Here is a 20645-nt window from a genome sequence, read left to right on the forward strand (position 1 = left end):
GGATTCAGATCTGAAATGCGTCGATTTCGCGCCTGAATTCACATAAGTGAACCCGGCCTCTCTGCTCGCATGCGCGGGCCAAAAGAACGCCCCGCCGGCCGGGCCGGGGGGCGTGGAGGCGACTCGCAGGAGGGTCCGATGAAGGGTCAGCCTTCGTGGGGCCAACCCGCCGCCGGCGGGCGTTGTTCCGGCCGGTTCAGGCCCGCTGGTGGCGGGCGGCGCGGGCCTCGTCGCGCTCCGAGATCAGGCGGGCGCCGCGCTGGTAGGTGACGCAGGCCCACAGCCAGTGCAGCGTCACGACGAGGCGGTTCTGGAAGCCGACCAGCAGGTCGACGTGGGCGATGCCCCAGACCAGCCAGGCCGGGAAGCCCCTGAGCTTGACGCTGTCCCACTGCACGACGGCGCTGTTGCGCCCGATCACCGCGAGGTCGCCGCGCGAGCGGAAGCGGAACGGGGCGGGACGCTGCCCGGAGAGGAGGCGGGCGCGCAGGGCCTTGCCGAGGTAGCGGCCCTGCTGGTGGGCGACCTGGGCGAGGCCCGGCAGGGGCGAGCCGTCCTGCGCCCGGGCGAGGGCGACGTCGCCGAGCGCGTAGACGTCGGGCGCGCCCGCGACGGCGAGGTCGGGGCCGACCGGGACGTGGCCGGCGCGGTCGGTCTCGACGCCGAGCGACGCCCCCGCCGGGGAGGCGCGCACGCCCGCCCCCCGGACGATCACCGCCGCCGGGATGTGCCGGCCCGCCGCCGTCACCCCGGTCTCGTCCATGGCCTCGACCGGGGAGCCGGTCAGCACGGTGACGCCGAGGCGCTCCAGCGCCCGGGTCGCGTAGGCCGAGAGGTCCTCCGGGAAGGTGCCGAGGATGCGCGGGGCAGCCTCGATCAGCAGGATGCGGGCCTTCGTCGGATCGACGGCGCGGAAGTCGCGGGCGAGGGCTTGGTGCAACAGGCCCGCGATGGCGCCGGCCATCTCGCCCCCGGTCGGGCCGCCGCCGATCACCACGAAGGTGGTCAGGCGCTCCCGCGTTGCCGGGTCGGGCGCGCGCTCGGCCTGCTCGAAGGCGAGCAGGACCCGGGCGCGGATCGCCCGCGCGTCGTCGAGGGTCTTGAGGCCGGGGGCGAGGCGCTCCCACTCGGCGTGGCCGAAATAGCTGTGGGTCGCGCCGGTCGCCAGCACCAGGGTGTCGTAGGGGATCGCGCCCCCGTCCTGCAGCCGCACCTCCCTGGCGGCCCGGTCGACGCCGCTCACCTCGCCGAGCAGCACCCGGACGTTGCGGTGGCGGCTGAGGATGCGCCGGATCGGCTCGGCCACCTCGCCGGGCGACAGGACGGCGGTCGCCACCTGCTAGAGGAGGGGCTGGAACAGGTGGTGGTTGCGCCGGTCGACGAGCGTCACCCGGATGCCCGCGGCGCCGCCGAGTTCCTGCGCCACCGCGAGGCCGCCGAAGCCGCCGCCGACGATCACGACGTGGTGCTCGGCGCCCTCCGCCGGAACGGGTGCTCCGGATGCGGCAGCCTCGGGTTCGGCCGGGCGTGCGCGATCTGCCATGCTGTCCTTCGGGTGGCTGCTTGCGGGGGGCTGCTTGCGGGGGACTGCTCGCGGGTGGCTGCTCGCGTCCGGACCGGACCGGCGGGGGCTCGCGCCCCGGGGACCATCGGGCTCGACCGGACATGCCGGGCGGGGTGCCGGGCCCGACCGGGGACGATCTGCCCCGGAACGGACCTCCGGCCCGCCGGTTGGTCCGAGGCATCCGGCCGCGACGGCCGGCGGTGCGGCACGAGCCGGCGCGAGGCGGAGCATGGCCGAGACACGGACGGACCTTCCCCCCACCCACACGATCAAGCCGATCGACCCGCCGCCCGCCTCCGGCGCCACCACGGCCCAGCTCAAGGCCGACATCGACAGCGGGCGCACGGGCGACAAGACCGAGGTGTTCGATCCGGGCCTGTCGCCGCTCGGCACCGACGACGAGGCCGCGGGCCACCCGCCCTCCGCCGAGCGGGTGGCGCAGGCGCGCCGCAGCGAGGGGGCCGGGCGCTTCGAGGGCGGGGCCGAGAAGCCGTCCTACGCCCATCACCGCCAGAACAAGGCGCTGCCCTTCTTCATCGCCTTCATCGTGCTGGTCGCGCTGATCTTCGCCTCGGTGATGTGGTTCAAGTAGCAGGCCTCCCGGCCCGTCGCGGGGGGGCCCGCGTGCGGCCTCACGCCGACGGTCACGTCCCGTAGCCGCTGATTGCGTTCTCGATCCGCCGCCGAGCCGTCGGCGTGCGTCGACGAATCGTGACGGTCGACGGACCGATGCGTCGGCATCCTGGGCCGTCGGCATCACAGCCGCGCCCGCGTGCTGCGCGGGGTGGCGAGCAGCAGGTGGGTCTCGGAGGCGGTGACGCCCGGGATCAGGCGCACCCGGCGCAGGATCGCGTCGAGGTCGGTCAGGCTCCCGGCCAGGATCTCCGCCACGATGTCCCAGCGCCCGTTGGTGGTGTGCACGGCGCCGACCTCTGGGAATCCGGTGAGCGCCCCGATGACCTCGTCCGCCTTGCGGCCCTCGACCTCGATCAGGGTCAGCGCGCGCACGGAGGGCGCCGTCGCGTCCGCCCGCAGCACCACCGTGTAGCCGACGATCTCCCCCTCGCGCTCCAGCCGGGCGATGCGCGCCCGCACGGTCGCCCGCGACACGCCGAGATCACCCGCGAGATCGGAGATGCTGCGCCGCCCGTCATGGCGCAGGATGGTGATCAGGCGGCGGTCGAGGTCGTCCACGGCGCCTCCGGTTCGGGCGGCCACGCTTGCCGAAATGGTAGGAAGCGGCCGCCGATCTGCCAATCCGGGTCGTTCAAACCGCCGCGGCCGCCGCCTAGATTCGGTGTGCGAGGAGGTCGGGGATGCGCGGATCGCGATGCGTGCTGGTGGGGGTTCCGGTTCAGGCGGGGGCCGGCCGCCGGGGCTGCGACATGGGCCCGAGCGCCTACCGGGCCGCCGGGATCGCCGAGGCGGTGAGCGACCTCGGCTTCGCCGTGGTCGATGCGGGCAACCTCGCGGCGCCGCCCTGGCCGGCGCAGGTCCACCCGAACCCCGCCATCCGCCAATTGCCCGAGGTGGCGGGCTGGACCGCGACCCTCGCCGAGGCCGCCGAGCAACTCGCCGCCGAGAGCCTGCCGCTCTTCCTCGGCGGCGACCACAGCCTCTCGGCCGGCACCATCGCGGGCATGAGCCGGCGCGCCAGGACCGAGGGGCGGCCTCTCTTCGTGCTCTGGCTCGATTCGCACCCGGACTTCCACACCCTCGACACGACGCGCAGCGGCAACCTGCACGGGGTGCCGATGGCCTACGTCACCGGGCGGCCGGGCTTCGCCGGCTACTTCCCGCCCCTCGAGGCGCCCCTCGATCCGCGCCGGGTCTGCATGATCGGCCTGCGCAGCGTCGATCCCGACGAGCGCACGGCGCTGCGCGAGGCGGGCGTGACGGTGCACGACATGCGTACCATCGACGAGGAGGGCATCGCGCGCCCCCTCGCGTCCTTCCTCGACCAGGTCGCGGCGGCGGAGGGGCTGCTGCATGTCAGCCTCGACGTCGACTTCCTCGATCCCGGCATCGCGCCGGGGGTCGGCACCACCGTGCCGGGGGGCACCACCTTCCGCGAGGCGCATCTCGTGATGGAGATGCTGCACGACAGCGGCCTCGTGCGCGCCCTCGACCTCGTGGAGCTCAACCCCTTCCTCGACGAGCGCGGGCGCACCGCGCTCCTGATGGTCGACCTCGCCGCGAGCCTGCTCGGCCGGCGCGTCCTCGACCGTCCGACCCGGAGCTACTGAGATGCGGGCCCTCAACACCGTGCCCTTCGTCAGCGTCGAGAACATGATGCGCCTCGTCCTGGCGATCGGCGTCGAGCGCGTCCTGACCGACCTCGCCGCCTGCATTGAGGCCGATTTCCGGCGCTGGGACTCCTTCGACAAGACGCCGCGGGTCGCCGCGCACAGCGTCGACGGCGTCATCGAGCTGATGCCGACGAGCGACGGCACCTCCTACGGGTTCAAGTACGTCAACGGCCATCCGAAGAACCTGCGCAGCGGCCGCCAGACCGTGGCGGCCTTCGGCGTGCTGGCGGATGTGAGCCACGGCTACCCGGTGCTGCTCACCGAGATGACGATCCTGACGGCGCTGCGCACCGCCGCGACCTCGGCGGTGGCGGCCAGGGTCCTGGCGCCGCCGGGGGCCCGCACCATGGCGCTGATCGGCAACGGCGCCCAGGCCGAGTTCCAGGCCATGGCCTTCAAGGCGCTGCTCGGGATCGACCGCCTGCGCCTCTACGACATCGACCCGGCCGCGACGGCCAAGTGCCTGCGCAACCTCGCCGGGCTCGGCTTCGACCTCCAGCCCTGCACCAGCGTGGCGGCGGCGGTCGAGGGGGCCGAGATCGTCACCACGGCGACGGCCGACAAGCAGAACGCCACGATCCTGACCGACAACCTCGTCGGTCCGGGCATCCACATCAACGGCGTCGGCGGCGACTGCCCGGGCAAGACCGAACTGCATCCGGACGTGCTGCGGCGGGCCGAGATCACGGTCGAGTACGCGCCCCAGACCCGGATCGAGGGCGAGATCCAGCAATTGCCCCCGGACCACCCGGTGACGGAACTCTGGCAGGTCCTCGCCGGCCGGGCGCCGGGCCGGCGCGACGCGCGCGCCGTGACGCTGTTCGATTCGGTCGGTTTCGCGATCGAGGATTTCTCCGCCCTGCGCTACGTGCGGGAGGCGCTGGCGATCCACCCGTTCTTCACCGAGCTCGACCTCGTCGCCGACCCGGACGAGCCCCGCGACCTCTTCGGCATGCTGCTGAGGGCGCGGGCGCGGGCGGCGTGACGGGGCCGCTCCCCGGTCCCGCCGCGAGCCGGCCGCCAGGGCGACGGACGGCTGCGCGAACGGCATCGGACCACGAGAGGCGGCGTGGCCCGGGTCATCGATTTGGCCCGCCGAAGGTGGTCGTCCCGGGCCTCCCGGCACTCTGCGGGGCCGGATCCAGCTGCACCGCCCGCCGCGGCGGCGCCAAGATGTGCGCCGCGAAGTACGCAGGTCAAGTCCGGTTAACTCAAGGTCATGCGCGGACGCTGATCGCGCGCCGTTGCGGCGCGGCGCCGCGACGGCTGCTCCAGGCAGAAGATCTTCCGCAGCGGAATCCGGAGAGACCGGTCATTCACGCGTGTTGCCGGCGCGTGTCCCCGCCGGAGAGGCCCGGGACCGGGCCGTTTGATCAATCTTTCCTTAGGAATCCAGTCTTACTCCTGCCGAGTACTGCACGCTGGCCGCGGGGCAGGCTGCGATCCGGGGGCGGTCCGTCATGGCGTTGGGTGCGCATCGCGTCGAGAACACCCTCCGGGGCCCGACCGATCCGGAGCCCGCTTCCCCGCTGCCGCGGGCGCTGCTCCTGCGCTGCCTCGACGGCCTGCGCCACGGGCTGCTGATCCTGGACGAGGCGGGGCGCGTCGCGCTCTGCACCGAGCCGGCCCGGGCGCTGCTCGCCGCGCTCGCGCCGGACCTCACCGAGCCGCTCTCTCCGCGGCGCCTGATCGCGGCCCTGCGCGGGGCGGGCGCCCTCGCCAGGGCCGACATCCTGCGGGCGGCGCGGCGCCTGCGCGAGGAGGGCGCCGTCTCCCTCGACCTCTGCCACCGCGACCGCACCGTGCAGGTCTCCCTGAGCCGCGTCCCCGGCACCGGAATGGTCGCCACCCTGGAGGATATCAGCGCGCGGCGCGCCGCCGAGGCGAGCGCGGCCGAGACGGCGCGGCTCGATCCCCTGACCCGGCTCCCCAACCGCCTGCTCCTGCGCGAGCGCCTCGGCGCGGCCCTCGACCGGCTCGCGCGGCGCGGCGAGGGCTGCGCGCTCCTGCTCGTCGACCTCGACCGTTTCAAGCCGGTCAACGACACGCTCGGCCACCCGGTCGGCGACGCGCTGCTCGAGAAGGTCGCCGACCGGCTGCGCGCGACGGTGCGGGCCGAGGACACGGTGGCCCGCATCGGCGGGGACGAGTTCGTGGTCCTGCAATCGGCCGTGCGGGACGCCGCCGACACCACCGCGCTCGCCCAGCGCCTCGTCGACCTGATCGGCCGGGCCTACATGATCGAGGGCCACCTCGTCAGCATCGGGGCGAGCCTCGGCATCGCGCTCGCCCCGCAGGACGGGACCGATCCCGACCGCCTCCTCAAGAGCGCCGACCTCGCCCTCTACCGCGCCAAGCGCGACGGGCGCGCCACCTTCCGGTTCTTCGAGCCGACCATGGACGCGCAGATGCAGGCGCGCCGCCAGCTCGAGCTCGACATGCGCCAAGCGCTCGCCCGGCGCGAATTCGAGATCCACTACCAGCCCCAGCTCAACCTGCTGGAGGAGCGCCTCACCGGCTGCGAGGCGCTGCTGCGCTGGCGCCACCCCGTCCGCGGCATGGTCTCGCCCGCCGAGTTCATCCCGCTGGCCGAGGAGATCGGCCTGATCGTGCCGATCGGCGACTGGGTGATCCGCCAAGCCTGCCACGACGCCGTGCGCTGGCCCCGGCCGATCACGGTCGCGGTCAACGTCTCGCCCGCGCAGTTCAAGGGCGACCGCCTCGTCGACACCGTAGTCTCGGCCCTGGCGCGCTCGGGGCTGCCCGCCCCGCGCCTGGAGATCGAGATCACCGAGGGGCTTCTCCTGCAGGACGACGCCCAGACCCTGCGCACCCTGCACCGCCTGCGCGACCTCGGCGTGCGCGTCTCGATGGACGATTTCGGCACCGGCTACTCCTCGCTGAGCTACCTGCGCGCCTTCCCGTTCGACAAGATCAAGATCGACCGCTCCTTCGTCCGCGACATGGCCCAGAAGCCCGACGGCGACGCGATCATCCGGGCGATCGCCGGGCTCGGGCGCAGCCTCGGCATGACCACCGTGGCGGAGGGCGTCGAGACGCCCGAGCAGATGCGCCGCATCCGGGCGGAGGGCTGCACCGACGTGCAGGGCTACCTCGTGAGCCGCCCGATCCCCGCCGACGACCTCCTGGCCCTGCTCGCCCGCTCCTGATCCCCCACGGAGGCCCCGATGCAAGACCTTTACCGCCTCGTCTACGCGAGCCGGAACCTGCTGAAGCCCGACGAGGCGGAGGCGGCCATCGTGCAGATCCTGGCGGCCTCCCGCCGCAACAACGAGGCCGCCGGGGTCACGGGCGCGCTGATGTTCAACGCCGGCGCCTTCGCGCAGGTGCTGGAGGGCCCCCGCAGGAGCGTCGAGGCCACCTTCGAGCGCATCCAGCGCGACCTGCGCCACAGCGACGTCACGGTCCTGCAATGCGGCCCGGTGGAGGCGCGCGGCTTTGCCAACTGGGCCATGGCCTTCGTGGGCCAGTCCGGTCGCGGCCGGTCGCTGTGGAGCGGCATCGCGGCCGAGAGCGGGTTCGATCCGGAGCGCCTCGACGGCGATGCCGTCCTCGCCATGCTGCACGGCCTCGTGCTGGAGGAGGAGGACGTCTCCGACGCCCCGAGCCTGCTGCCCGGCGCCCCGGCGGCGGACGGCCCCCCGCCCGCCTTCGATCCCGACCGGCTGCGGGCGGAACTCGCGGCCCTGCAGCCGGCCGGGGCCGCGCCCGCCGGCGCGGCGCCCGCGCCCGATGCCGGGCGGCAGCTTCCGGAGGCCCGGGACCTGCCGGCGGCCGGGGAGCTGCCGGCGGCCGGGGAGCTGCCGGCGGCAGAGGGAGCCCTCGCCGTCCTGCGCGAGGCCCTGGCCGAGGAGCGCGCCCGCACCACGTCCCTGCGCGGCGACCTCGACGACCTGCGCGTCGCGCTCGCGCTGGTCCGGGACGAGGTCAAGGCCCTGCGGCGCGACCGGGACCGCTGGGCGGAGCGCGCGCGCCTCCTCGCGGCGGCCCTTCATCAGGAGGCCGAGGCGGTCGCGCCGGGGCCGGATCCGGCGCGAACCGGCCGAAAGGCCGCCTGACCCGGCCCGATTGAGCACAAAAGTGCCACCAACGGGAGCGTGCCGCACAATTGTGCTTGTGGGGGCCGACGCCTCCGGCTAAGACCCTCGGACCCAAGGCAGAAAAAAAGGCCGCCCTCGCGAGCGGCCCGAAGTCTAGGGAGGAAACGCCCCAAGAGGGCAATCGCCGCCGCGACGCCATCGCGGCGGCGACGTCGTTTTGTCCCACGCTGCACCGCACAACGCAACCGAGCTTGGCGGGGGACTGTCATGCTCGCGTGGCATGGAACGTTGCGGGAGCGGCGCCCAGGCGCGCCGCGCGAGGGGTTTTGCGACGGCGCGTGCGCCTGCGGCCACGAAAGCGAGACCGGTCCGCTCGCCCTTCATGAAGGGACAGGGTCCGCCGATCTGCGCGCGGCAGCGCGCAGACGAGGCAGGCCACGGGGTCGAGCGCGATCAGGACGGGCGATCAGGACGGGGTCCCGGGCGCGCCGCGCTCAGCCGCGCGGCATCCCCCGGTTCGTCATGGCGGATTGGATCATCGCGTCCGCCTGCAACTCCCGGCCCGTATAGCCGAGCAGGGCGGCGAGCCGCGAGCGGGCGCGGTTCACGCGGCTCTTGATGGTGCCGACCGCGACCCCCATCATGGCGGCGACCTGCTCGTAGGTCAGTTCCTGCACGCCCACCAGCACCAGCGTCTCGCGCATGTCGGGCGGCAGCCGCGACAGCGCCTCCTGCACCTCCACGAGGCTCACCCCGTGGTCCTGGCGCGGCGCCACCGCCAGCATCGCGGCGTACTGTCCCTCGTCGTCCTCCACCTCGCGCGAGCGCTTGCGCCGCAGCGAGTAGAAGTGGTTGCGCATGATGGTGAACAGCCACGCGTCGAGGTTGGTGCCCGGCGTGAAGCGCTCGCGGTTCTGCCAGCCGCGCAGGACGGTCTCCTGCACGAGGTCGTCGGCCTCGGCGGTCCGCCCCGCCATGCTGATCGCGAAGGCGCGCAGCGAGGGCAGCGCCTTCATCAGGCCGGCATGGAAGGCGCGCAGATCGGCGTCGGACTGCGCGTCGAGCGCCTTGGTGAGTTGGTCGAGAAGCGCCTGCAGCGAGGACGACAGCTCCGCCGTCTGGTGAGCCCCGTAGAGCTCCCGCAGCGCGTGACCGAGATGGTCGCGCACCGGCTCGGGCAGGAGCACGCTGTCGGTCGCCGCCGGGACCGCCGGGGCATCGGGGGACAAGAGCACTGGGCCTCCAAATACTAGATAGGAGTATTACTGGAAGTCCAGCTATGGCGAGCCGGGGCGGCGTCAAGCGGTCGGGCGCCCCGGACCGCGCCGCGGCATCCCGTGCCGCAGGCCGGCGCCGCCGGGCTGCGGGCGTCCACGCGGATTGACACGGCTCCCGCCGGCGACATCTTCGCGGTGACGCCGCGCGCGCCCCCCGAGAGAGGAGGACAGCCGCCGTGACCGTCGAGACGCGGCCGAAGGAGGTCATCGGGATCGCCGGAGGCGGCGCGCTCGGCGCGCTCGTCCGCGCCCACGACTGGGCGGCCACTCCCCTCGGGCCGATCGGGTCCTGGCCCGGCAGCCTGCGCACCGCCGTCGGCATCTTGCTGCTCTCCCCCGTGCCGATGGTGCTGCTCTGGGGCGAGGACGGCGTCATGATCTACAACGACGCCTACGCGGTGCTCGCCGCCGGCCGCCACCCGGCCCTGCTCGGCAGCCGGGTGCGGGAGGGGTGGCCGGAGGTCGCGGCCTTCAACGACCACGTCATGCGGGTGGTGCTCGCGGGCGGGACGCTCGCCTACAAGGACCAGGAACTCGTCCTCCACCGCAGCGGCCGGCCCGAGCGGGTCTGGATGAACCTCGACTATTCCCCGGTGCCCGACGAGGGCTGCCGTCCCGCCGGGGTGCTGGCGGTGGTGGTCGAGACCACGGCCCGCGTCCTGGCCGAGCGCCGGCTCGTCGCCGAGGCGAAGCGGCAGCGCCGGATCCTGGAGCAGGCGCCGCGCTTCATCTGCATCCTGCGCGGCCCCGACCACGTGATCGAGTTCGCCAACGCCGCCTTCCGCGCGCTGTTCGGCGCGCGGGAGGTCCTCGGCCGCAGCCTGCGCGCGGCCGTCCCGGACCTCGCCGGGCCGGGCGTCTTGGAGCGCCTCGACCAGGTCCGCGCCACGGGCGAGCGCCGCGCCGCCCGGGCCGCGCGCGTGCGCCTGCGGCCCGGGCCGGAGGGGCCCGCGCGCGATCTGCGCCTCGATCTCGTCTACGCGCCGGTGACGGACGAGGAGGGCCGGGTGGTCGGCGTGCTCTGCGAGGGCACCGACGTCACCGAGCGCCACCGGGCCCAGGTCGCCCTGAGGCGGCGCTCCCGTCAGCTGCAGCAGCTCGCCGAGGCGGCCCTCGGGGTGGCGCGGGCGCCGACCCTCGCCGCCACCCTCGACGCGATCACCCGGGCGGCGCGCCGGATCATCGGCGCCCGCCAGGCGGTGACGAGCCTCACGGGCGGGGAGGAGCGGAGCCGGGCGGTGAGCGCGCTCTCCCCGGACCGGCGCTGCGCCGCCCGGGGCCGCGACCTGCCGGCCCCTGACGGGACCGGCATCGACGCGATGGTCTGCGAGCAGAACCGCCCGGCGCGGATGTCCCAGGCGGAGCTCGAAGCCCATCCGCGCCGGCGCGGCGTCGGCGCCCAGGCCTGCGCCCCTCCGCCGATGCGCGGCTGGCTCGCCGCGCCGCTCATCGGCCGCGACGGGCGCAACCTCGGCCTGATCCAGCTCTCCGACCGGGTGGACGGCGGCGAGTTCGACGCCACCGACGAGGCGATGCTGGTCCAGCTCGCCCAGATCGCCTCCGCCTCGGTGGAGCGGATGCTGGCCGAGGCGGCCCTGCGCCGCAGCGAGGCGGCGCTCGGCGAGACCGTCTCGACCCTGGACGCGCTCCTCGCCCACGCCCCGATCGGCTTCGCCTTCTTCGATCCGCAGCACCGCTACGTGCGCCTCAACGCGGTCCTGGCCGAGATCAACGGCCTCCCCGTCGCGGCCCATCTCGGGCGCAGCATCGAGGAGGTGCTGCCGGTGAACGCGGTCACGGTCGGGCCCGCCCTCGACGAGGTCGTCGCCACCGGCCGCTCCCTCGACACGCTGGAGGTCGACGGGGAGACGCCGGCCCGGCCCGGGGAGCTCCGCTCCTGGCTCACCAGCTTCTTCCCGGTCTTCGGCCCGGACGGGGCGGTGGCCTATGTGGGCGTCACGGTGATCGACATCACCGAGCGGCGGCGCGCCGAGGCCGCCGTGCGGGACCTCGCCGAGAGCCTGGAGCGGCGCGTCCAGGAGCGCACCGCCGCCCTGGCCGAGAGCGAGCGCCGCTTCCGCGCCATCTTCGACACCACCTTCCAGCTCACCGGTCTCGCCGCCCTCGACGGCACCATCCTGGTGGTGAACCGCGCGGCCCTGGAGGCGGCGGGTGTCGCGCTGGCCGAGGTCGTCGGCGTGAAGATGTGGGACTCGCCCTGGTGGCGGGACCTGCCCGAGGAGGCCGCGCGGCTGCGGGAGGGCATCGCCCGCGTCGCGCGCGGCGCCTTCGTGCGCTACGAATCCCGCCATCGCCTGCCGATCGGCCTGCGCAGCTTCGACTTCTCGATGAAGCCCGTCCTCGACGAGGCGGGCCGACCGATCTTCCTGGTGGCCGAGGGCCGCGACGTCACCGACCAGCGCCGGGCCGAGGAGGCGCTGCGCCAGGCGCAGAAGATGGAGGCGGTGGGCCAGCTCACCGGCGGCCTCGCCCACGACTTCAACAACCTGCTCACCGGCATCTCCGGCTCGCTCGAATTGCTGCAGTCGCGCCTGGCGCAGGGGCGGGTGTCGGAGACCGGCCGCTACATCGACGCGGCGCAGGGGGCGGCCAAGCGGGCGGCGGCGCTGACCCACCGCCTCCTCGCCTTCTCGCGCCGCCAGACCCTCGACCCCAGGCCCATCGACGTCAACCTCCTGATCGCCGGCATGGAGGAGCTGATCCGGCGCACCATCGGCCCGGCGGTCAGCCTGTCGGTGGAGCCCGACCCCGCCCCCTGGACCATCCTGGTCGACCCGGGCCAGCTCGAGAACGCGCTGCTCAACCTGTGCATCAATGCCCGGGACGCGATGCCGGAGGGCGGGCGCATCGTCATCGCGACCGCCAAGCGCGAGCTCGGCCCGGGCGCGGGCGACCTGCCGCCCGGCGCCTACGCGACGCTCACGGTGACGGATACGGGCGCCGGCATGAGCCCGGAGGTGCTGGCGCGGGCCTTCGACCCGTTCTTCACCACGAAGCCCCTCGGCCAGGGCACCGGCCTCGGCCTGTCGATGATCTACGGCTTCGTGCGCCAGTCGGGCGGCCAGGTGCGCATCGACTCGGCGCAGGGGCGGGGCACCGCGGTCGCCCTCCTGTTTCCCCGCCATCACGGGCCGGCGCGGGCGCCCGAGGAGGTTCCGGACCGCGCGGCGCCGCCGCGGGCCCGGGACGGGGAGACGGTGCTCGTCGTCGACGACGAGGCGAGCGTGCGCCTGCTCGTCGCCGAAGTGCTGCAGGATCTCGGCTACCGGGCGCTCGAGGCGAGGGACGGGGCGGCCGGGCTCGCGCAGCTCCGGGCGGAGGGCCGGATCGACCTCCTCGTCACCGATGTGGGCCTGCCGGGCGGCATGAACGGCCGCCAGCTCGCCGATGCCGGCCGGGTGCTGCGGCCGGACCTGAAGGTCCTGTTCATCACCGGCTACGCGGAGACGACGGTGGTCGGCGCGGGCGACCTGCAACCCGGCATGGAGGTGCTCACCAAGCCCTTCGTGCTGGAGGAGCTGGCGCGGCGCATCCGCGGGATGATCGCAGGCGCCCCCGGCGCGGGACCGGGGGCGCCCGCCGCGCTCAGCCCGCCGGCTGCGCCAGGAAGCGGAACATGTGGCGGCGCGCCTCCTCGTCCATCTCGGCCTTGAAGGCGTGCCTGTCCTTGAGGGCGAGCGCGGCCTGCGCGGCCGGGCGGGCGGAGATCCCGTCGACGAGCCGCTTCAGGTGGGGGAACCCGGCCCAGGCCGAGTCGTCCGCGAGTCCGGCCCCGAGCACGAAGGGCACCATCCGGGCCCAGCCCCAGACCGCCATGTCGACGATGGTGTAGGTCTCGCCGAGCACGAAGGGCCGGTCCTTCAGCTGGGCGTCGAGGATCCCGTAATGGCGGCGCGCCTCGTAGACGTAGCGCGCCCGCGCGTAATCGTCCGGCGCCGGGGCGAAGTGCCGGAAATGCACCGCCTGGCCCGAATAGGGGCCGATCCCGGTCGCCACGAACATCAGCCAGGAGAGGAGGTCGGCGCGGGCGGCCAGATTCTGCTCGGGCAGGAAGCGCCCGGTCTTCTCGGCGAGGTAGAGCAGGATCGCGTTCGAATCGAACACCCGCACCCCGGCCTCCTCGTCGAGGATGACCGGCACCTTGCCGTTGGGGTTCAGGGCCGTGAAGGCGGGATCGTGCTGCTCGCCCCGGCGGGTGTCGACCGGCCGCGCCGCGTAGGGCAGGCCCATCTCCTCCAGGCAGAGGGCGACCTTCATCGGGTTGGGCGAGAGATTGTAGAAGAAGGTGATCACTCGGCATCTCCTCGCGTGCGGCACCCTTCCGGTGCGCGTCGGGCGTGACATGGCACGGCCCCGCGCCGCCCTGAAGGGGCCGCGGGGCTTTTCTCCCGCGGGCTGCGCCGGGTGGCCGGGACGGGTGGCCGCCCGGCCGCGATCGGCAGGTGCGGCTGATCCTCGGCGCCGCGGGAGGCCCGACCGCCTCGGGCTCGGGCGGCTCCTGCGGGGCGGCGCGTGCGGGCGCGGCCCTCTCCGTCGCCTGCGAGGCGCCGCGGCGCGAGCGCCTGGCGGGGACCGGGCTCGATCCGGAGAAGGCCGTCCTCGCGCGGGGCCGCGTCACGTCCGGCGGCCCTCAGGAGAGCCCGCGCCCTGACCCGCTCACCCTCGACACGCTGCGGCCCGGGCTCGGCGAGCCCGAGGCCGCGCCCGAGCCCGATCCGCCCCGACGCCGTCACGCCGCCTCGATCAGGCGGTCGTGCTCGGCCTCCGCCACGCCGTAGCCGTCCTCCGCCGCCGCGATCAGGCGCGGCCGGTCGAGGATCGTGATGCGCCCGCGCCGGGCGCGGATGAGCCCCCGTCCCTCCAGGCCCTGCAGGGCGAGGGTCACGCTGGTGCGCTGCACGCCCAGCATCATCGCCAGGAACTCGTGCGTGAGGACGAGTTCGTCGCCCTCGCTGCGGTCGCGGCACATCAGCAGCCAGCGGGCGAGGCGCGCCTCGATCTGGTGGGAGGCGTTGACGAAGGCGGTCTGGGCGGTCTGCGTCATCTGCACCTGCACGCTGCGCAGCAGCAGCAGGCGCAGGGACGGGCTGGACCCGACCGCGTCGAGCAGCCGCTCGGTCGGGATGCGCAGCATCGTGCCCTCGCCCTGGACGATGTGCTCGTAGGGGCCGCGATCGCTGCCGAGGAGCACGGGCGCGGCCCCCACGAGGCCCTCGCGGCCGATCACGCCGATCTCGCCCCGGCCGCGCGGGCCGACCGCCGTCATCGAGCTGAAGCCGGTCTCCGGGAAGTACAGCGCCTCGATCGGCGTGCCGGCCTGCATCAGAACCTGCCGCAGACCGGTCCGCACCGGCCGGAGGTGCGGCGCCACGCGGGCGAAATCGTCGGGTGCGAGCCGTCGGAGCAGGCGGTTGCGCAGCTCCTCTTGCGGGATCTCCGGCATCTCAAGCCCTCCCCGGCCCGGCCGGGATGCCCACGCCCCGGCCCGAGCGCCGCCTCCGTCACGCCCCGGGGCGTCCGCTCCCCGCGAACAGGCGTGCAGACTCGGCCTCCGGAATCCCGTAGGCGCCCCCGGCCAGATCCTCAAGGGCCCCGCGTCCCAGCACGGTGATCCGCCCGCGCCGGGCCCGGATCAGGTGGTGGCCCTCCAGGGATTGCAGCGCCAGCGTCACGCTGGTGCGCTGCACGCCCAGCATCAGCGCGAGCAGCTCGTGCGTGATCGGAAACTCGTCGCCGTCCGTGCGATCGTGGCACATCAGCAGCCAGCGGGCGAGGCGCGCCTCGATCTGGTAGGTGGCGTTGACGAAGGCGGTCTGCGCCGTCTGGACCAGCAGCACCTGCACGAAGCGCAGGAACAGCAGCCGCATCGCGCGGCTGCCCTCGGCCGCCTCGACGAGGCGGCCGGCCTCGATCGCCAGCGCCTCGCCGGGACCCTGGACGTAGTGCTCGTGGGGGGTGCTCTCGGCCCCGAGCAGCACCGGGGATGCCCCGACCAGGCCCTCGGACCCGATCAGGCCGACCTCGGTCCGGCTCCGTCCGGCGGTCACCACCGATACGAAGCCGCTCTCGGGAAAGTAGAGGCGCCGCACCGGCTCGTTCGGCGCGATCAGCACCTCCCGCATCCGGGTCTCGATCGGGTGGAGGTGGGGCTGCAGGGCGGCGAAATCGGCGGGGGAGAGCTGCCTGATGAGCGTGTTGCGAAGGGCAGTTTGCTGCAGCGAAGCCACGACTCGTTCCAACGCGGGCGGAAGCGCGGGTCGCGTTCCGTCTGCCCCTCGATCTCACCTGTCGAGGGGTAATCACCGCCTTATCGCCACGCCCATCGACGAAGGCAATTTTCGCTACTCTTCTGTGTGGTATCCGACAATTCCGTCTTTGTCGGGTATCATACCAAATCAGAGGTGTATCGTTTCCGGCATTGACGACGCTAAGCAGTTTTCGCCAGCTACGCGATGGCGGATCAACCGGCCGTCGCAGGATGCGGTCGGGACCAGTACTGCCTGGGTGTCGCGCGTAGTGTTGACGAGGACGACTTGCTGGCTGGGATGAATCGGTTCGGTATGGGGTGCGTAGCGTCGGGTGCGCGGGGATGCTGCGCGCCGCCTGTCCGGAGATCGCCGAGCGGAGGGCTGCGCCCGGGCTCGGCGCGCGCGGAGGCTCCCGCGTGCCGCGCGTGAGCGGTGACGAGGCGGGCGCCGCTGTCGGGGGCGAGCGGAACGGACACAGCGTCCTCGCCCGCCGGCTCTCCGCGCACAGGCCGCTGTCGGAGGCCGAGATCGGCGTCGTCAACCGCCTGAGCATGGCCTCGCGACCGGTCGGCCCGCGCACCGACCTCGTCCGCGAGGGGGAGGATCCGGGTGGGGCCTACGCGATCCTGGCCGGCGCCGCCTGCTGCTACAAGCTGCGCACGATCGGGACGCGCCACATCGTCGGTTACCTGCTCCCCGGCGACATCGCGGATGCGGACGCGGTCACGGTGCGCCGGGCCGACGCCTCGCTCGCCACCCTGTCGGCCTGCACGGTCGCCTTCCTGCCGCGCGCCCTCCTGGCCGAGATCCGGGCGGCGCATCCCGGCATCGCCTCGGCGCTGCGCGCCGCCAAGCTCGTGGAGGCGGCGATCCTGCGGACCTGGCTCGCCAATCTCGGCTGCCGCTCGGCCCTGGAGCGCACCGCGCACCTCTTCTGCGAGCTCCGGGCGCGGCTGCAGGTGGTGGGGCTCGCCGGCGACGCGGCCTACGATCTGCCGATGACGCAGATCGACCTCTCGCTCACCCTCGGCATGTCGACGGTGCACATGAACCGCACGCTGCACGAGCTGCGCCGCCAGGAGGCCGCCGACCTGCGCGGGCGCACCCTCCACATCCTCGACCGGGACCGGCTGGAGGGGATCGCCGAGTTCGACCCGAGCTATCTCAGGCCGGTCCTGATGCCCTGAGCCGCCCCTCGGCGCCGGCCCCCGCCGCGATAGATCACGCCGAGGAGCGCGCGGGAGGGGCGGATGGGGATCGGACGCGGGCGGGTGGGGCTGCTGGTCACCGCGGCGGGGATTTGCCTCGCACCCTGCCTCGCTCAGGAGCAGGGCGCGCGCCGCTACCTGCAGGCGGGCACCGGCGAGACCCTGCGCTTCGGCGCCGGCCGGGCCGTGACGACCTCGGCGCTCGGCGAGATGTCGGCGCAGGCCTGCACCTCGCCCCAGGCCAACCTGTGCCTGTCGGGGGCGACGGCGGTCTGCAGCTTCCGGATGGTCCTGCCGGGCGGTCCGGCCGGCGGCGTCGCCCTCGACCTCCTGGCCGGCAACCCGCCCGAGGCGTGCCGCCGCCTTGCCGGCCGCTACGAGGCGGCGCCCTGAGCCCCTTCGCCGAGGCGCTCACCGCTCCGGCCATGAGCCGAGAGCGGGGCGCCGAGACCGCTCAGCCGCCCGGGCGCGGCGCGGCGAGGCCGAACGTCTCGCGCAGCGAGAGGCCGGAGGAGAGGCTCGCCTCCCAGCCGGCCTCGCGGGCGAGCTTGGCCTCCGCGTCGCCGATGCGGGATACGGCGAGGTCGGGCGAGAGCACGACGAGCCCGTCATCGTCGCCGATCACGAGGTCGCCCGGCGCCACCCGCGCTCCCCCGACCACGGCCGGGGCGTTAACCGCGCCCCGCTCCGCCCCGGTCGGCCCGCGCGGCGTGACGAAGCGGGTGAAGACCGGGAGGTCGCCCCAGCCCGCCAGGAGGGCCACGTCGCGCACCGCGCCGTCGCAGACGAGCCCCACCCCGCCCCGCCGCCGCACCTGCCCGCCGACGATCTCGCCGATCATCGCCGTCCGCGCGTCGCCGCCCGCGGCGATCACCAGCACGTCGCCGGGCCCGATGAGGTCCACGGCGTGCAGCACCGCGCCGAAATCCGGCGGCTCGCACAGGGCCGTGACCGCGCGGCCGAACAGGCGCGGCTGGCGCCCGGCCGGGCAGAGCGGGCGGATCGCCGGGTCGATCTGGCCGTCCGCCGCGAGATCGACCGCAACGGCGACCGGCACGGCGCGCCAGCGGGCGATCACCTCGGCCGGCAGCGCGCCGGCCGGGGCGGCGTGAAGGGTCACGGGCATGGCTGCGTCCTCCTCCGCTGGCGGCCCGCCCGCCTCTCGCCGGGCGCGAACCGGGCCGCCTCTCCCAAGGGATGGCACGGCGCGGGCGGGATGTCTCGCCCCCCAGCCGGGTCTCCCGGCGCGGGGGTGGTTTTCCCCGCGGCGCGATCGCGCTACTCCCGGGAGCCCGGCGGGGCGCCCTGGCGCCGGATTTGCAGCCGCTGCCCTTTGGACCCGATGAACCGTACGAGCGCATGACCGAAGATCTCCGCAACCAGGATCTCCGCAACCAGGATCTCCGCCTGGGCGCCCGCGTGATGGCGCTGATCGACGACCTCGCCCGCCACACCGACGAGCCCGGGCGGCTGACGCGGCTCTACCTCTCGCCCGCCCACCGCGCCGCCGCCGAGACGGTGGCCGGCTGGATGGGTCGGGCGGGCTTCGCCGCCCGCATCGACGCCGCGGGCAGCGTGGTCGCCCGCCGGGAGGGCGCGGCGCCCGGCCTGCCGGCCCTGATCCTCGGCTCGCACATCGACAGCGTGGTCGATGCCGGGCGCTACGACGGCAATCTCGGGGTGATCTGCGGCCTCGTCGCCGCCGAGGAGATCCTGGCCCGCGGCGCGCCGCTGCCCTTCGCCCTCGAACTCGTCGCCTTCGGGGACGAGGAGAACGTGCGCTTCCCCACCAGCCTCTCGACCTCGAAGGCGCTCGCGGGCCGCTACCGGCCCGACTGGCTCGACGGCCGCGACAAGGACGGCACCCGCCTGCGCGACGCGCTCGTCGCCTTCGGGGGCGACCCGGAGGGCATCCCCGCCCTCGCGCGCGACCCGGCCACGGTGGCGGGCTTCCTGGAGGTCCACATCGAGCAGGGGCCCGCCCTCGAGGCCGCGGGGCAGCCGGTCGGGATCGTCTCGGCCATCGCCGGCATCACCCGGGCGCGCTGCGCCGTGACGGGCGAGGCGAACCACGCCGGCACGGTGCCGATGGGGATGCGCCGGGACGCGCTCGCGGGCGCCGCCGAAATGGTCCTCGCCGTCGAGCGGCTGGGCGCCGCGATGCCGGGCGCGGTGGCGACGGTGGGCGCCCTCGACGTCGCGCCGGGCGCCGTCAACGTGATCGCGGGCCGGGTGGACTTCACCCTCGACCTGCGCGCCCCCGACGACGCGGTGCGCGCCCGGCTCGTCGCCGAGGTCGAGGCGGCCTGCCGGGAGATCGCCGAGCGCCGCGGCCTCGGCTTCGCCGCCGAGACCTTCATGGACAATCCGGCGGTCGCCCTCGATGCCGGCCTGCAGGCGGCCCTCGAGGCGGCGGCCCGGCGTCACGGCTTCGCGCCGCCGCGCCTGCCCTCCGGCGCCACCCACGACGCCGCCGCGCTGGCGGCCATCGCGCCCGCCGCGATGCTGTTCGTGCGCTGCCGCGCCGGCATCAGCCACAACCCCGCCGAAGCGATCACCGTCGCGGACGCGGATGCGGCGACCCGGGTGCTGATCGACGCGGTGCTCGGGCTGGCGGAGAAGGCCGGGGCCTGACCCGGCCTTCTCCTTCGGCGGGGGGCCTCGGCGCCCGACCCGCCGGCCGCTCAGTCGAGGAAGTCGCCGTAGCGGTCGACGTGCTCGGCGAGGCCGAGGGCGTGGTCGCGCACGAGGCGCTCGGCCAGGGCGGCGTCGCGCGCCTCCAGCGCCTCGATGATGCGCAGGTGGTCCTGGATCGAGGTCTTGGCGCGGTCGCCCTGCGTCAGGGCGATGTTGCGCACCGCCCGCACGTGGATGAGGAGGTTGCTGGCGAGGCTCTCGATCACCTCGCAGCGGCCGAGCGAGATGATGGTCTGGTGGAAGCGGATATTGGCGTCGGAATACTCGGCGAGGTGCTCGGCCGGCGCGTCCTGGAAGAATTCCGGGAAGCCGGTCCGCAGCGACCGCAGATCCGCGTCCGAGGCGCGGGAGCAGGCGAGCCGCGCCGCCATGCTCTCCAGGCCCGCCCAGGCGTGGATCATCCCGATGATCTCCTTCTTCGTCTTCCTGACGATGAAGACGCCGCGGCGGGGCTCCGAGCGGACGAAGCCCTCCTGCTCCAGCACCGTGAGGGCCTCGCGCACCGGCGTGCGGCTCACCCCGAGATCCTGCGACAGCTTGCGCTCGTCGAGCCGGATCTCCTCGCCGCTGTTATAGATGTCCATGTTGGTGATCGCCGATTTCAGCGCCTCGTACGCCAGGGTGCGCAGGCTCGAATTCGTGACGATCGGTTTAACCGCGAAATTCTTGTCGCTTGCCATCGGCTGCACCTGACGCTTCCCGCGGCCGGCGCCCCGTGTCCCCGGCCCCTCCGCCCCGCCCCGGTTCCGGGACGACGCGAATCCTCATAAAGCAGGCATGCGTGGCATGCCAGCGAGACGATGCCCTCGTGTCGCCGGCGATGCAAGAGGGCGGGGCACGTTGCCACAACCGATAGTATCAGATGTCGGGCAGCGGCGCCTACATCTTGGGATGGTCACGGTGCGACTTGGGTTGCGACCTGGACCAAGGGGGTGACTTGGACTTTCGTCCGGCCCCGCTCAGGCGATGCCGACGTAGCGGCCGTTCGCGGGGACGGCGGGGCGCTCGGCCGTGCCGGTGCGGCCGGGGCCGGGCGTCAGCCGGTCGGCGAGCTTCACGACGAGGATCCCCTGCAGGCCGATCAGGGCGGCGAGGAAGGCGGTGGCGGAGACGATCATCGCAATGGCCTCGGTTATGGTGCGCCGCGATAAGTGCCATGCTGCGGCGCAACTTGGTATACCAGACACCACAACCGAGGCATTCCGCGGGTGCATGGGTGGCGTGGAACCTGCGACGAAGCGCCATTCCGCGGCGGGAGTG

Annotated in this window: 18 protein-coding genes and 1 pseudogene; 10 read left to right on the forward strand and 9 right to left on the reverse strand. The window is 74.1% G+C overall.

Annotation, left to right across the window (positions count from 1 at the left end; all coding sequences use genetic code 11):
- Nucleotides 1-196: 196 nt before the first annotated feature.
- Nucleotides 197-1543, reverse strand: a pseudogene (locus tag M446_RS08615) (NAD(P)/FAD-dependent oxidoreductase).
- A 250-nt stretch (nt 1544-1793) separates the two neighbouring features.
- Here M446_RS08615 and M446_RS08620 point away from each other — a divergent pair.
- A complete protein-coding gene (locus tag M446_RS08620; RefSeq protein ID WP_012331717.1) occupies nt 1794-2156 on the forward strand; it encodes a hypothetical protein in 363 nt (120 codons plus the stop codon).
- 164 nt (nt 2157-2320) lie between these two features.
- On the opposite strand, the gene M446_RS08625 is transcribed toward M446_RS08620, so the two are convergent.
- Nucleotides 2321-2758 (reverse strand): Lrp/AsnC family transcriptional regulator, encoded by a 438-nt coding sequence (locus M446_RS08625; protein ID WP_012331718.1) that lies wholly within the window; start codon nt 2756-2758, stop codon nt 2321-2323.
- 122 nt (nt 2759-2880) lie between these two features.
- On the opposite strand from M446_RS08625, the gene rocF reads away from it, so the two are divergent.
- From rocF to M446_RS08645, 4 genes are all read left to right on the forward strand, one after another.
- Nucleotides 2881-3810 (forward strand): arginase, encoded by a 930-nt coding sequence (rocF, locus tag M446_RS08630; protein WP_012331719.1) that lies wholly within the window; start codon nt 2881-2883, stop codon nt 3808-3810.
- A 1-nt stretch (nt 3811) separates the two neighbouring features.
- Nucleotides 3812-4858, forward strand: coding sequence for an ornithine cyclodeaminase (locus M446_RS08635; protein ID WP_012331720.1), 1047 nt, complete (start codon nt 3812-3814; stop codon nt 4856-4858).
- A 475-nt stretch (nt 4859-5333) separates the two neighbouring features.
- Nucleotides 5334-7043 (forward strand): putative bifunctional diguanylate cyclase/phosphodiesterase, encoded by a 1710-nt coding sequence (locus M446_RS08640; RefSeq protein WP_012331721.1) that lies wholly within the window; start codon nt 5334-5336, stop codon nt 7041-7043.
- Between the two features lie 18 nt (nt 7044-7061).
- Nucleotides 7062-7952, forward strand: coding sequence for a BLUF domain-containing protein (locus M446_RS08645; RefSeq protein ID WP_012331722.1), 891 nt, complete (start codon nt 7062-7064; stop codon nt 7950-7952).
- A gap of 476 nt (nt 7953-8428) precedes the next feature.
- Here the strand turns inward: M446_RS08645 and M446_RS08650 are convergent, their stop codons facing one another.
- Entirely contained in the window at nt 8429-9169 is a 741-nt protein-coding gene (locus M446_RS08650) for a sigma-70 family RNA polymerase sigma factor (RefSeq protein ID WP_012331723.1), read from the reverse strand.
- A gap of 218 nt (nt 9170-9387) precedes the next feature.
- On the opposite strand from M446_RS08650, the gene M446_RS08655 reads away from it, so the two are divergent.
- Nucleotides 9388-12885 (forward strand): PAS domain-containing protein, encoded by a 3498-nt coding sequence (locus M446_RS08655; protein WP_012331724.1) that lies wholly within the window; start codon nt 9388-9390, stop codon nt 12883-12885.
- Here M446_RS08655 and M446_RS08660 read toward each other — a convergent pair.
- Nucleotides 12818-13525, reverse strand: a complete 708-nt coding sequence (locus M446_RS08660; RefSeq protein ID WP_012331725.1) for a glutathione S-transferase family protein — start codon at nt 13523-13525, stop codon at nt 12818-12820. The genes M446_RS08655 and M446_RS08660 overlap by 68 nt on opposite strands.
- Nucleotides 13526-13674: 149 nt before the next feature.
- Here M446_RS08660 and M446_RS08665 point away from each other — a divergent pair, with 149 nt between their 5' ends.
- The gene (locus M446_RS08665; protein WP_043701015.1) at nt 13675-14010 is read left to right on the forward strand and encodes a hypothetical protein; all 336 of its coding nucleotides are present in this window, start codon (nt 13675-13677) and stop codon (nt 14008-14010) included.
- Here the strand turns inward: M446_RS08665 and M446_RS08670 are convergent.
- Together M446_RS08670 and M446_RS08675 are read right to left on the reverse strand one after the other, a co-directional pair.
- Nucleotides 13962-14675 carry a Crp/Fnr family transcriptional regulator gene (locus M446_RS08670; protein ID WP_012331727.1) on the reverse strand — a complete coding sequence of 238 codons (714 nt, stop codon included), beginning with the start codon at nt 14673-14675 and terminating at the stop codon, nt 13962-13964. The two genes, M446_RS08665 and M446_RS08670, sit on opposite strands and share 49 nt — an antisense overlap.
- A 58-nt stretch (nt 14676-14733) precedes the next feature.
- The gene (locus M446_RS08675; protein ID WP_012331728.1) at nt 14734-15459 is read right to left on the reverse strand and encodes a Crp/Fnr family transcriptional regulator; all 726 of its coding nucleotides are present in this window, start codon (nt 15457-15459) and stop codon (nt 14734-14736) included.
- A 437-nt stretch (nt 15460-15896) separates the two neighbouring features.
- Here M446_RS08675 and M446_RS08680 point away from each other — a divergent pair, with 437 nt between their 5' ends.
- Together M446_RS08680 and M446_RS08685 are read left to right on the forward strand one after the other, a co-directional pair.
- Nucleotides 15897-16667, forward strand: a complete 771-nt coding sequence (locus M446_RS08680) for a Crp/Fnr family transcriptional regulator (RefSeq protein ID WP_018261935.1) — start codon at nt 15897-15899, stop codon at nt 16665-16667.
- 63 nt (nt 16668-16730) lie between these two features.
- Nucleotides 16731-17081, forward strand: coding sequence for a hypothetical protein (locus tag M446_RS08685; protein ID WP_012331730.1), 351 nt, complete (start codon nt 16731-16733; stop codon nt 17079-17081).
- 61 nt (nt 17082-17142) lie between these two features.
- Here the strand turns inward: M446_RS08685 and M446_RS08690 are convergent, their stop codons facing one another.
- Complete coding sequence (locus tag M446_RS08690; protein ID WP_012331731.1) at nt 17143-17814, reverse strand: RraA family protein; 672 nt, start codon at nt 17812-17814, stop codon at nt 17143-17145.
- A 233-nt stretch (nt 17815-18047) separates the two neighbouring features.
- Between M446_RS08690 and M446_RS08695 the strand changes: the two genes are divergently transcribed.
- On the forward strand, nt 18048-19322 hold the full coding sequence (locus M446_RS08695; RefSeq protein WP_012331732.1) for an allantoate amidohydrolase: 1275 nt from the start codon (nt 18048-18050) through the stop codon (nt 19320-19322).
- 50 nt (nt 19323-19372) lie between these two features.
- Here the strand turns inward: M446_RS08695 and M446_RS08700 are convergent, their stop codons facing one another.
- Together M446_RS08700 and M446_RS38085 are read right to left on the reverse strand one after the other, a co-directional pair.
- The gene (locus M446_RS08700; RefSeq protein WP_012331733.1) at nt 19373-20065 is read right to left on the reverse strand and encodes a GntR family transcriptional regulator; all 693 of its coding nucleotides are present in this window, start codon (nt 20063-20065) and stop codon (nt 19373-19375) included.
- A 279-nt stretch (nt 20066-20344) separates the two neighbouring features.
- On the reverse strand, nt 20345-20503 hold the full coding sequence (locus M446_RS38085; protein ID WP_168169146.1) for a hypothetical protein: 159 nt from the start codon (nt 20501-20503) through the stop codon (nt 20345-20347).
- Nucleotides 20504-20645: the final 142 nt, after the last annotated feature.

Origin of the sequence: Methylobacterium sp. 4-46 (assembly GCF_000019365.1) — a bacterium.
In the GTDB taxonomy this organism is placed as follows: domain Bacteria; phylum Pseudomonadota; class Alphaproteobacteria; order Rhizobiales; family Beijerinckiaceae; genus Methylobacterium.

What these genes read in the sequence shown, in the direction of transcription:
- rocF (WP_012331719.1), top strand. Translation starts at nt 2,881, where the DNA reads ATGCGCGGATCGCGATGCGTGCTGGTGGGGGTTCCGGTTCAGGCGGGG.
- M446_RS08685 (WP_012331730.1), top strand. Translation starts at nt 16,731, where the DNA reads ATGGGGATCGGACGCGGGCGGGTGGGGCTGCTGGTCACCGCGGCGGGG.
- M446_RS08695 (WP_012331732.1), top strand. Translation starts at nt 18,048, where the DNA reads ATGACCGAAGATCTCCGCAACCAGGATCTCCGCAACCAGGATCTCCGC.
- M446_RS08645 (WP_012331722.1), top strand. Translation starts at nt 7,062, where the DNA reads ATGCAAGACCTTTACCGCCTCGTCTACGCGAGCCGGAACCTGCTGAAG.
- M446_RS38085 (WP_168169146.1), bottom strand. Translation starts at nt 20,503, where the DNA reads ATGATCGTCTCCGCCACCGCCTTCCTCGCCGCCCTGATCGGCCTGCAG.
- M446_RS08620 (WP_012331717.1), top strand. Translation starts at nt 1,794, where the DNA reads ATGGCCGAGACACGGACGGACCTTCCCCCCACCCACACGATCAAGCCG.
- M446_RS08690 (WP_012331731.1), bottom strand. Translation starts at nt 17,814, where the DNA reads ATGCCCGTGACCCTTCACGCCGCCCCGGCCGGCGCGCTGCCGGCCGAG.
- M446_RS08640 (WP_012331721.1), top strand. Translation starts at nt 5,334, where the DNA reads ATGGCGTTGGGTGCGCATCGCGTCGAGAACACCCTCCGGGGCCCGACC.
- M446_RS08635 (WP_012331720.1), top strand. Translation starts at nt 3,812, where the DNA reads ATGCGGGCCCTCAACACCGTGCCCTTCGTCAGCGTCGAGAACATGATG.
- M446_RS08700 (WP_012331733.1), bottom strand. Translation starts at nt 20,065, where the DNA reads ATGGCAAGCGACAAGAATTTCGCGGTTAAACCGATCGTCACGAATTCG.
- M446_RS08670 (WP_012331727.1), bottom strand. Translation starts at nt 14,675, where the DNA reads ATGCCGGAGATCCCGCAAGAGGAGCTGCGCAACCGCCTGCTCCGACGG.